Source organism: Exiguobacterium antarcticum DSM 14480, assembly GCF_000685865.1.
GTDB lineage: Bacteria > Bacillota > Bacilli > Exiguobacteriales > Exiguobacteriaceae > Exiguobacterium_A > Exiguobacterium_A antarcticum.
In genome coordinates this window covers 125994-136960 of record NZ_JMKS01000005.1, presented here as the reverse complement: position 1 = coordinate 136960, position 10967 = coordinate 125994, and the positions used below count along the sequence as shown (strand labels likewise).

At 44.4% G+C, this 10967-nt stretch carries 12 protein-coding genes and 1 pseudogene; 4 read left to right on the top strand and 9 right to left on the bottom strand.

The window, feature by feature from the left end; translation table 11 throughout:
• Positions 1–5 precede the first annotated feature (5 nt).
• A complete protein-coding gene (gene argC / locus P404_RS0111995) occupies positions 6–1037 on the bottom strand; it encodes an N-acetyl-gamma-glutamyl-phosphate reductase (RefSeq protein ID WP_014969570.1) in 1032 nt (343 codons plus the stop codon).
• Positions 1038–1530: 493 nt separating this feature from the next.
• Between argC and nhaC the strand changes: the two genes are divergently transcribed.
• A complete protein-coding gene (gene nhaC, locus P404_RS0111985; protein WP_026830907.1) occupies positions 1531–2904 on the top strand; it encodes a Na+/H+ antiporter NhaC in 1374 nt (457 codons plus the stop codon).
• Positions 2905–2971: 67 nt separating this feature from the next.
• On the opposite strand, the pseudogene P404_RS17665 reads toward nhaC, so the two are convergent.
• Positions 2972–3223 (bottom strand): annotated as a pseudogene (locus tag P404_RS17665) (helix-turn-helix domain-containing protein); the annotation flags it as partial.
• Positions 3224–3463: 240 nt separating this feature from the next.
• On the opposite strand from P404_RS17665, the gene P404_RS0111975 reads away from it, so the two are divergent.
• Positions 3464–3673, top strand: coding sequence for a hypothetical protein (locus tag P404_RS0111975; RefSeq protein WP_026830906.1), 210 nt, complete (start codon positions 3464–3466; stop codon positions 3671–3673).
• 91 nt (positions 3674–3764) lie between these two features.
• Here the strand turns inward: P404_RS0111975 and P404_RS0111970 are convergent, their stop codons facing one another.
• The 5 genes from P404_RS0111970 to nfsA form a co-directional block, all read right to left on the bottom strand.
• Complete coding sequence (locus tag P404_RS0111970; protein ID WP_026830905.1) at positions 3765–4214, bottom strand: hypothetical protein; 450 nt, start codon at positions 4212–4214, stop codon at positions 3765–3767.
• A gap of 4 nt (positions 4215–4218) precedes the next feature.
• Positions 4219–4764: a TlpA family protein disulfide reductase gene (locus tag P404_RS0111965; protein ID WP_026830904.1), complete on the bottom strand. Its 546-nt coding sequence runs from the start codon at positions 4762–4764 to the stop codon at positions 4219–4221.
• A gap of 144 nt (positions 4765–4908) precedes the next feature.
• Positions 4909–5619 carry an NAD(P)H-binding protein gene (locus tag P404_RS0111960; RefSeq protein ID WP_014969566.1) on the bottom strand — a complete coding sequence of 237 codons (711 nt, stop codon included), beginning with the start codon at positions 5617–5619 and terminating at the stop codon, positions 4909–4911.
• A gap of 79 nt (positions 5620–5698) precedes the next feature.
• Positions 5699–6922, bottom strand: a complete 1224-nt coding sequence (locus P404_RS0111955) for an LCP family protein (protein WP_026830903.1) — start codon at positions 6920–6922, stop codon at positions 5699–5701.
• Between the two features lie 14 nt (positions 6923–6936).
• Positions 6937–7683: an oxygen-insensitive NADPH nitroreductase gene (nfsA, locus tag P404_RS0111950; RefSeq protein ID WP_026830902.1), complete on the bottom strand. Its 747-nt coding sequence runs from the start codon at positions 7681–7683 to the stop codon at positions 6937–6939.
• 143 nt (positions 7684–7826) lie between these two features.
• Here nfsA and P404_RS0111945 point away from each other — a divergent pair, with 143 nt between their 5' ends.
• Positions 7827–8738: a hypothetical protein gene (locus tag P404_RS0111945; RefSeq protein ID WP_014969563.1), complete on the top strand. Its 912-nt coding sequence runs from the start codon at positions 7827–7829 to the stop codon at positions 8736–8738.
• A gap of 66 nt (positions 8739–8804) precedes the next feature.
• On the opposite strand, the gene P404_RS0111940 is transcribed toward P404_RS0111945, so the two are convergent.
• On the bottom strand, positions 8805–9065 hold the full coding sequence (locus P404_RS0111940; protein ID WP_026830901.1) for a hypothetical protein: 261 nt from the start codon (positions 9063–9065) through the stop codon (positions 8805–8807).
• A gap of 112 nt (positions 9066–9177) precedes the next feature.
• Here P404_RS0111940 and P404_RS0111935 point away from each other — a divergent pair, with 112 nt between their 5' ends.
• The gene (locus tag P404_RS0111935) at positions 9178–10017 is read left to right on the top strand and encodes a GNAT family N-acetyltransferase (RefSeq protein ID WP_026830900.1); all 840 of its coding nucleotides are present in this window, start codon (positions 9178–9180) and stop codon (positions 10015–10017) included.
• On the opposite strand, the gene P404_RS0111930 is transcribed toward P404_RS0111935, so the two are convergent.
• Positions 10006–10938 carry a hypothetical protein gene (locus tag P404_RS0111930; RefSeq protein WP_026830899.1) on the bottom strand — a complete coding sequence of 311 codons (933 nt, stop codon included), beginning with the start codon at positions 10936–10938 and terminating at the stop codon, positions 10006–10008. The two genes, P404_RS0111935 and P404_RS0111930, sit on opposite strands and share 12 nt — an antisense overlap.
• Between the last annotated feature and the right edge of the window lie 29 nt (positions 10939–10967).

Here is a 10967-nt window from a genome sequence, read left to right as displayed (position 1 = left end):
CCCCTCTATATAAAGAATGGCTGTTGTGTCAGACCTGATGTCTCTGGATATCCACATACGACATTGGCATTTTGGATTGCTTGTCCCGCTGCACCTTTTTGCATGTTGTCGATGACAGATACGACCGTCAATCTTCCGGTTCTCGGATCGACATACACGGACAAGTCACAATAATTACTACCGGCTGCCGATTTGATTTCCGGTTCTGCTTGTCCGATCCGGATGAACGGCTCATTTTCATACTTTTCACTGAACCACGCCCGCCATGCTGCTTCTGTTTTCTCGACAAGTGGTTGTAACGTCATCGTCGCCATGATTCCCCGATTGAGGGGGACTAAATACGTAGCCAGCGAGATCATGATTTTTTGACCGGTGATGTCCTCGGCGATGGATTCGATTTCCGGAATATGCTGGTGACGGTTCATTTTGTATAATCGAACATTTTCATTTGACCGAACGTGATGGGTCTGTTCCGTCAATGTTTTTCCTGCACCGGATAATCCGGAGCTCGCATGAACGATGATTTGCGCCGGATCAATCATTTCTTCCGCAAGCAGCGGCAACAAGCCAAGTAAAATTGCCGTCGCATAACATCCTGGATTCGCGATGAGCCGGCTTTGCTTGATTTGATCTCGTTTCCATTCGGTTAAGCCATATGTCGCTTTTCTTTGGATCAAACGGTCGATCCCTTCGTGGCCATACCATTTTTCATACAGTGTTTTTTCCAGACGTAAATCACCACTTAAGTCGATCACCGTTCCTTTCCAATTGCCTAACTGTTTCACATAGTTCATCGAGATGCCGCTTGGTGTCGCTAAAAATAGAATATCCGTCTCGACCTCTTCAATATGTTCCACCGAAAACTTAGCCAAACGTGAATAGTTGTTTTCATTCATAAAACTGTATAAAAGATTAATATCTTGGTCTGTCATCGAGTCGCTGATCAATGAGACGATTTCTAGATAAGGATGAAGTTCAATCATTCGTATCAGTTCAATCGCAGCGTATCCCGTTGCTCCAATAATCGTACACTTCATCTTCGGAACTCCTTTGTAATAAATGATAACTCGATTTAAACATATGCATATTTATACTGTCAATTGTATTTTTATTTATTTAAAGACACAAAAAAGGCTTTGATCAATGACATCTCACTCGATGTTCATTGATCAAAGCCTTTTTTACGCTTTTTTATTTATCTTTTTTCTGCTCGTTGCGCGACTAGATGATCGATCCCAAAAACACTCACTCCCATTAAAGCGATGACGACGACAAAAATTGCAGTAAACATATGTAATCCCTCCTGTTCACAAAATAGACATCTCTTATTTCCTATTGTGCAAGATTTCTCCAAAAAAAGAAAGCGTTTACGACAAAAAATCGTCACATTTCGATTTATTTTTCAGTTTTCCAGCAAAATCTAGATAGTTGACGAATACTCTCATATCCGATAACATAACAACTGTTCTTCACTTTCGCACGTAAAAGCAAACAAGCATAAACGCAACATAGAATTAAGGAGGTGGAAGCATGCGCATATCCTTTCGTGAGTCCGCAGCTATCCTAGGAATCAGTATCATCATCTTATTATCTGTATTATTCGGTGCCAAAGCCGAACCGCATCTTGCCATTTTATCGAGTTTGATTTTCGTCACAGGTTATGCCGCTTTCCGTGGTTTTGGATACGAACAGCTTGAACAACATATGATCAGCGGGATTCGTGAAGCCATCAAACCGATTTTAATCATGTTACTCGTCGGGATGACGATTGCCGTCTGGATGATGAGTGGTGCCGTTCCGACACTTCTCCATTTTGGACTTGAAACGCTGTCTGCTACCTGGTTTGCTCCAAGCGCTTTGATCATCACAATGATTGTGTCAACGTTTACCGGTAGTTCGTTTACGACGATTGGGACCGTTGGTGTCGCTTTAATGGGGATTGCCGTTGCACTTGGTGTCAACCCGGCACTTGCCGCCGGTGCCATCATCAGTGGAGCTTGTTTTGGCGACAAGATGTCTCCATTGTCGGATACGACAAATTTTGCACCGGGTATCGTCAATGTTTCGGTGTTTGATCACATCCGTTTCATGATGGGTACGACCATTCCAGCGATTACCATCACTTTTATTTTGTTCTTTATTTTCGGACGAGGTGACGGTTCGATTGATTCAGAAACGATCGGCTCGACCCAACAAGAACTAGCTCGGTTGTTTGATTTATCACCGTGGACACTGCTGTCACCGCTTCTTGTGATGATCCTCGCTTTACGTAAGACGGCTGTCGTCCCAACACTAATCGTTGGTGTGTTGAGTGGACTGCTGTTAACCGGGCTGACACAAGGAAATTGGAATATCGGACAATGGATGAGTGTCATTCAAAATGGTTTGAAGTTAGAAACTGAAAATCAGACCGTTTCCAGCATCATCAGTAAAGGTGGTCTTCAATCGATGATGTGGTCCGTCTCTCTTGTCATGCTAGCTTTGGCTTTTGGTGGTGTTCTTCGCGGGATCGGTGTCATCGATGTCATCATCGAACACACTGTTTCTAGACTGAAACGCGACGGGAGCATCATCTCATCCGCTGCTCTCGCTTCCATTGGTGTCAATTTCATGGCGGGGGAACAATACTTGTCTATCTTGTTGCCAGGACAAGCATTCAAAAAGATTTTTGAAGACCGTTCGATTGATCTACGCTTCTTGTCACGCGCCTTAGAAGATGGTGGGACGCTCGTCAATCCGTTGATTCCTTGGGGCGTATCCGGCGCATTTTTCGCATCGACACTTGGTGTCCCGGTCACAGCGTACGTGCCGTTTGCGTTTTTCTTGCTGCTTTCACCATTCTTTACGTTCGTGTTTGCTTTCACCCGTCCCACTAAGAAACCTGCAAAAGATTTGGTCGCTTAATTCGCGCCTTCAACTCATAATTTTTCTGAGTAGAACTGTTTATTCAGTTCTACTTTTTTGGAGAAAAAACGTGTTTGACGCTGATCTGAACAGATGTGCTATCGACTTCCTTCAACCAGTCGAACTCCTGCTTCAACAAAGGAATTTCTTTAGAACAAGAACCGTAGGACAGTCCTTTTCCAGTGGTCTTGTACGTTTCATCCCACTTCGATAAGAAGTGGTTGAAGACGAAACGCGAACACCTGATCGTCTTCGCGATCAGGATTTCCTGCTCTTTTGTGGGGTAGATTCTGAATTTGTAGGCCTTGTGCTTCAACAAGATTTTTCACCTCCTTCAAAGGGAATATACCCGAAAGGCAGGCTAGCGATTCATCTCCCACTTTCACTTCGTTTAGAAGTGGGCGTATTCTCGCCTAATTTTGATAAAGATGTGTAGATCTAAAGAGAAATGGGAATATACCAAACATAAGATTAAAAAATTACAACGAATTATAAAGAGAGAAATTTGCACCCGACTTTTGGGATGCCTTCGATGTAATTTTGTAGGAGGAGTTCGATTATGATCAAACGTGGCACACTGGAACGGCTTGATGGAAAATATGCTGTTCTTCTCTGGGAGAACGGTTCAAGTTTCATCCCACGCCGCTATCTGCCGACTGAGGCAAGGCTTGGTGATACAATATTATTCGACGGTTCAAGTTACTCAATTGATGTATCTAGTTCTACGCAGTCTTCCTTTCAAACATTTTCGTTTCGGCAAATGGGTTGACACATAAAAAGCCTTCTGTCCGTAAGAATTGACTAATAGACAATTCGTCTCTTGTTAGTCCTTTCTTGCATACAGGTGGCTTTTTTGGTGTTTAACGGATATGAAGCGCTTGTTCACAACAGTTCGGACAAGGCGTATGCGCAACATCATCCAACGATAGTCGCGTTAACACGAATCCATCCCGTTCGCATTGATGCATCGGTTCGATGATTTCTTTTTTCAAAAATAATGCACACCAAAAACGAGTCGAAATCGCGTGACAGGATGGGCATTGGAATAAATCATATTGATGGGGGACCCACCCTTCTTCAATCTCATCAATATGCGCATGATACGCGCGAATGAGATCGGCCCGCATTCGGTCATCAATCTGCTGACGACTGACTAACGGTTCCTGATAAGGCGGTACGAATAAAAACGGCAAGGCAGAAGTATAATGTTCAATCCCATATGTCAACATGGACGGAAAAGACTTCCATTCTTCTTTTTGTCCCACTTCAATGCTTTGGTGATACGTACAGACACGACAGTACAGTTCCATGTTTTTATCCTCCGATCTTCTGCACCATTTCCTGTAACATCTTTTCCGTAACCGGTCCTACATGCTTGCCGACAATCTTTCCTGTCCGATCAATGATATAGGTCGCAGGCATCGCAACTAAGCGGTACGCTTTTTCAGACTGTCCCTTCGTATCATAAAGGACAGAGTAGGTGATGGGTGTTTGCTTTAGAAACTGTTCGACGTCCGTCAATCGCCTTTCTGCAGTCGTCACGTTAATCCCATATACAGGAATGTTCGTAGATTCAGAAAACCGATTTAACTCTGGTATTTCCTGGCGGCACGGAGGACACCAGGTTGCCCAGAAATTAATGACGATGAGTTGATCCGTCAAGTCGCTTAAACGGACGGGTTGACCATCTTGTTCTAATTCGAGGTCAGGTGCTTTCATTCCTGTTTCAAGTCCCCCCTCCGCCTGTTGCTTCGCTTGAATTTGTTGCTGATTTTGTTTGGTTTCGTATGTGCTATAACTGGTGTAGACGATACCTGAAACGACAACTGCCATCAGAAGATACAATACATATTTTTTCACTGATTTCTCCACTCCTCTATTTATCTAGTGTAGCAGAATCGTTCCCTTCATTTGCGACAAAAAAAGTGTCCAAATTCCTAATCGGAATCGGACACTCTATTTGTGAATCCTATAGAACTTCATGGATTTTATCCTAAATTGCTATTAGTTGTAACGTGGTAATTGTTTTTTCACTTGTCGGTTATCCTTGACACTACCTACTGCTTCATCTCCACCAAGTGCTTCGTTTAACGCTGTTTTGCCTTGTTTGACTTCCAGGCGGCGATTGAACACAGCCCGGTTATCGACAGAAGCGACAAGAATCGAAGCGACATCCGTTTCCGAAATCGTTGCTTCTTTGACATCCTTTAAGTCTTCATCTGCTTCAATCAATCCGCGGCCTTCTCCATCGACGATATCGACCGGACAGATGATTGTATACGTCAGGCCACTATGTTCGACCTGCTCTTCAGCCGCATTTTTCGCAGCATAGAACGGATACATTTCTTTTTTAAACTGATTTGGACGATCAGCGCCATAGGCACTGAGGAGGACGAAATGACGAACACGCGCCTTTTTCGCAGCATCAATCGTTTTCAAGGCCACCGTCCGGTCGAGCAACTCGATTTCCGTCGCTTCTCCGTCGACACCGGCCGTCGCCGCACAAATAACAGCATCTTGCCCGGAAACGCCATGTTCGATGACTTTTTCAAGTTCTGTTTCGATGTCGACATAGTGCGCCTTGACACCCAGTTTCTCAAATCGTTCGACTAAATGTTGATGTCGTACGATGACAGTGACTTGATGACCTTTTGCTAGCGACTTGACGACACGAGCTCCGATTGTACCTGATGCACCTACAACTAATACTTTCATATGATAGGTCCCTCCTCGATAGATTAGTCACCTTTAGTAATTTCCACTGTTCGAGAAAGAACAAACCCCTTTTGAAAAATTAATCATTTTTTAGTGTCCCGTAAAATGTCGTATCGAGTTTCACACGCAGTTCTTTCAGTTCTTTTTTCTTCGGGAAATCATAGAAGATACCATTCATCCGTTCGCTGACACCTTCGACTTCAAGGTGTTCGCGCTCCGACAACAAGGCAAGTGACAAGCCAGCCGTCATCATTTGACGAACGCTGACGTCTAGATTCATCTCTTCCTTCATGTAACGGTTTGCGTCAGGAATACTTGACCAACCTGTCGGCTTCATCAAATCTGTCGCTACGGCTTGGATAACTTCAGATTGACGATTCGCACGGGCGACGTCGGTATCCGATTTCCGGTGTCTGGAGTAGGCCAGTGCCATCGCTCCGTCCATATGATATTCTTTTCCTTTTTGGAACGTATACTGATTGGCTTTTCCACTGGCATCTTGTTCGGAGAATGTTCCTGTCGATACAAGGTCGATTCCACCAATCTCATCGATCAGACCGATAAAACTATCAAAGGAAATGACGATTTTACTATCGATGTCTTGATCGAGCAGTTCGCTGACGGCACTACTTGTACAGTCTTCACCTCCATAGGCGAACGCGTGTGTAATCTTATCTTTTTTCCCGTCTTCACAAGCAATCGGTGTATACGTATCTCGCGGAATCGACGTCAGTTGAATCGTCCGCGATAAGGGAACGAACTGCATGACGGATAACGAGTCTGACCGCGATCCCCGTAACGATTCTCCTGGTCGTGCATCACTACCAATCAGCAGGAATGTAAACGGTTGTGAACCGAACACGATGAGTCCGATTAAAATAAGCATGATTAGACCAATTATTTTCCCTTTAAAACGCCGTTTCTTTTTTGCGACCGGCTGTTTTTTTAAAGCACGATCGGACGAACGCGAAGTAATCGGTTCGTCCGTCCGGCGGTTACGTGACGAACGCCGTTGATTCAACCGATTTTTGACCACAACCGCGAACCGATTTCCCGAGCGAAGCACTGTGCCGAATCCGACCTGAAGGCGCCGTTTTCCTGTTGTTTGTCGCGCATTTTCCATCTGCTTTTTCCGTTCGATTGGCGGATCATCTAAATAACGCTGACTCGCAGATCGTTCTTGCCTCGGACTAGCCTCGTTCGGTTCATGTTCTTGCTCCCCATGAGGATGCTCTTCTGATTCATGTAACCCTTCTTGACGTTTTCGTTCTAATCGAGAACGTCCCGAGTGAAATTCTTCCATAAGCTACCTCCGTTTTAATCGCGCGATAAGTGTTTTTCCTGTAAGAAATGACGGAGATACGTCCGTTTTGGTTCCTTCATCGAAGCTGCCATCTGATAGACCCAGCCTTCCGTCCGTCGCCCGTCAGTCCGGTCTCCATAATAAGCAGATGTCTCTTCTTCATATTGAGTCAACAATTGACGCATCGTCTCGTCATTAGTATACGTATTCCGGTGGAAGACCGCATCCATCGGAAGGCGGGGTTTTTTACCCGGCTCTTGGTCCGGTACACCAACCGCGACACCAAACAACGGGACGACATGATCTGGTAAAGCCAGCAGTTCACTTACTTTCGCCGCATCATTTCTCAGTGATCCGATATAAACCGTACCGTATCCTAACGACTCTGCTGCCACGACCAGGTTTTGGGCTGCAAGTCCTGCGTCGACTGCTCCGACAATCAGTGCTTCCGTCGTCTCGACGGTCCGATCGACTGCCCCTGATGCCAGATCAGCTGCTAAGACATGTTTGTGATAATCGATACAGAAGACAAAGAAATATCCATTTTCCGCGACATATGTTTGACCACTCGCTACTTCGACTAGTCGTTGTTTAATGGTGTCGTCTTCGACTCCAATGATGGCATACGCCTGTTGATAGGAAGATGTCGAGGCTGCCTGCGCTGAACGGACTAGAATATTAATTGTCTCCTGGTCCAATTGGTCGGTCTTGAATTTTCGAATCGACCGATGATTAAGTAAATGTTGAATAGTTTCGTTCATGAATAATCGCCCCTTTGAATTAATGATTCTCTTAACGATAGGCAAACATGAACTCAAAGTGCAAATGAAAGATGTTCGATTTATAAAAAAATCGGGAAAGGGATAAGAGAAGTATTGTGTCTTTTTGTCGAAGGAGGGCGATCATGAGAATTCGTAAACTACGTCTTTTACTCGAACAATATGGCGATACGACCCTTCGCGACATCATCGTAGAAATCTATCGCCAACTCCCTAAACAAGTTATCGAAGAAAAAGAACTCGATTTGATGTTATCTCAGTTCGCTAAGTATAAAGGCTTGCAGAAGGAACAAGAACAACCGACCGTCGAGCAGACGATTGAACAAACGGAACAATTTATTCAGCTTGCTTATGATCTTCATTATCTGGAGCCAAACGAACTCGTTTCGCTTCGTGAACAAAAAAATTGGTATGTGACAGCCAAACGTTTACTCAAACACTTACGGCATTACATCGGTCGAAAAAACGGGACACGTGTCGCCTTTGAGGAATTCTTTTTTTTACTCTCCTCTGCAGCTGGAGAAGAACCCCTCTTTTTGAGTAACGATCCGTTTCGACTGATTAAAGTCACGCAAGTTGAATTGTTCGAAGAGCTTGTCGGTTATTATAAGCTCGAAGCACCCGATCAGACGTGGATGCAACGCGCCATCTATACGGCCGTCAAGGTGCCGATCGATGTCGATACAGAACGGAGCGACCTGTTCCTCGCTGTCCTCACACACTGTACGAATAACTCGGAACGCGAATCCTATGTCGCGTTATTGAATAACCACGCTAAAAAATTACAGATGAAAGTCCGTGTGGATGCTGACATGTTATTGCTGTATCAAGAAATCCGCTTCGCCGAACTGCACGCCTTGATTGCTCTACGTGAACTCGAACGGGCCGAGGCCATGTTATTCACAGAATACATTCCTTACTTTTCGCATCGGTCGACGCCATTTCGTTATTATCTCGACCTGCTTGAACAAGCTGGATTAGAGGAAGAACATGAACGAATCGAGCGCGTCGGTCGAAGAAAACACATTCATTTTTGATGAAACATCAACTACAAAGACGCAGGACTCTGCATATCGTAGAGAGGCCTGCGTCTTTTTCTCACATTAGTCTGTTGCGTTGACAATTCCTAATCCAACCGTCGCAAGTAATGCGATACAGGCAAACAAAAAAGCCATGTCATTAGGTGAATCAAAACCGTCATACGTTGGTTCCTTTTGATCGGTGATGATTTCATCCATCGTCCCGTAACTTCCGTACGTAGTCGATTCTCGGACACTCGTTTCATTTTTTTCGATTTCCTGCGCTTGTATCGGAATCGCTAACATGATCCAAAAGAAGCCTAATGCAATCAATGTTTTTTTCATCTCTTCACCACCTAAATATTTACCTTAAATTTCAAATTAAAACCATTTAACACTTATTTATTTGTATACTATAGGTACTGGCTTTCATTTTCTTTGAAAGGGCGTCTAGGATATGAATATTCTGTCTTACCGACAATTGTCTCATCAGCAGCGTCGTTTAGTGCATCGGTTGCTCCAAAACAATCGTTTTTTCCCCTTATCGTTGTCCTGTCAACCAACCGAACATCACCAATGGACCGTTTGGAAAGAGGATCAGGTCTCAGCTACACTTGGTTTCCATGTCCTCGAACACTCGATCCAGATCTTGAATGCGGCTTATACCGATTTACACGCATTTCGCTATCTCGCACGACACGTACACTCCGAAGCGATTTTTCTCTCCCCTAAACACATCGATGTACAAATCATACCTCCACATGACTTCGGATTCGTCTCCACCTGGACATCGTTAGGTTACCAGTTATCCAGTGAACAGTTTCGTTTAATCGGTCTCACCCATAATCGGGTTCCTTCCGTCCAGTTCAAACCACTCACACTACGTAATCGTCAGTTATACTTGACCATCCGGAACGATGCGACTTGTGACTCCGAGTTCCTATTTCCTTATGATACTCTACATCTCGACTACTTAGTCGATCAAGGTGCTTTACCCTATCTCGTTTATGATGATAAAACCATCGTCGGAACGATTCTCATTGAAAAACATAAACAAACCGTCCGACTTTTGGAAATCACCTGTCTACCTCAACTCAAACACCAAGGGTATGGGCGGCGTATCTTAGACACGTTTCAGACGAAACTCCACAAAAAGAATATCTTTTCTTTTGAAGTGTATTGCTTTTCGACTCATCAAGATGCTCTCCGCCTTTATCAGCCTGATGCTTTTTGCGATATTCAAGTCTTTTCCAATTGGCATCGTTATTCGTGCGAAGGTGCCCTCTTAACCACGTAATCGTTGCACGATATCGAAATACTCCGCTAACACATATTGATCGTCTACTGCATTAAAATCAACATGACCGCGTGACTTCAATTGATTCCCGATTTCAAATAAGCTCTCATAATAGGTCTTCCCTAAACTCGCCGCAAGACCTGGTTGATAATTATGAAAGGCAAGTAAGGCATCCTTGATGATGTCTGGCTGATTTGGATCCTTCAATGCGTCTTCCAACATTTTGGGGAACTGATCCGTCTGGCGACCAACGATGGCATAAAACAACGGGAAATGTTTGGCATAGCGGAAAGAGACCACGTAATTGGTGTCCTCAATAATCGGTTGCAAATTTTTAGACTTTGAACGGTGTAATCGTTCGACCAAGCCTACTGTCGTCGAGTGCCGGAACATCTGGAGGCTCTTTTCGTCCAGTTCCTCTTCATGTGTCAGTAACAACACGATGTCGAGCGTATTGATTTCATCGGTCTCGAGAAAACGATCGCTCCGCTGTAATGTCGTCGTATACGTAAGATCTAGTCCGGCCTGAAGAGCTATCGTAAATAACTCATGATTGTAGACTGTATATAAGCCTACCGGGAAAGAGAGCGGCTGTCTGACAAGCGAACGATGTCCGTCAATCGTCACCAATTGGTTAAGATCTAAGCCATTCGCAAGTAACTGTCGAAATAGAGAAGTCCTTTGATCCGTCTGGATTAAATCGACCAGAAGACGGTCTACGTCCATCATCGGCTGCTTTGTTTCAAGTGCCAAAGCGAGGTGTTCACTCGATTGTAGAGAGATTGCTCGCCCGATAAAATTCAGTGCGCGGCGTTCTTCTGGTGTTAATTGCTGATTGTATGTATGAAAGTCCGTTCGCTCGAGCGTCCGAAAGGCGTGGATCGCAGGGGCGATTGCTTCGTTTTTTATAAATCTTCTCATAATAAGTTTCCTCCTGAATGATGTCTCTC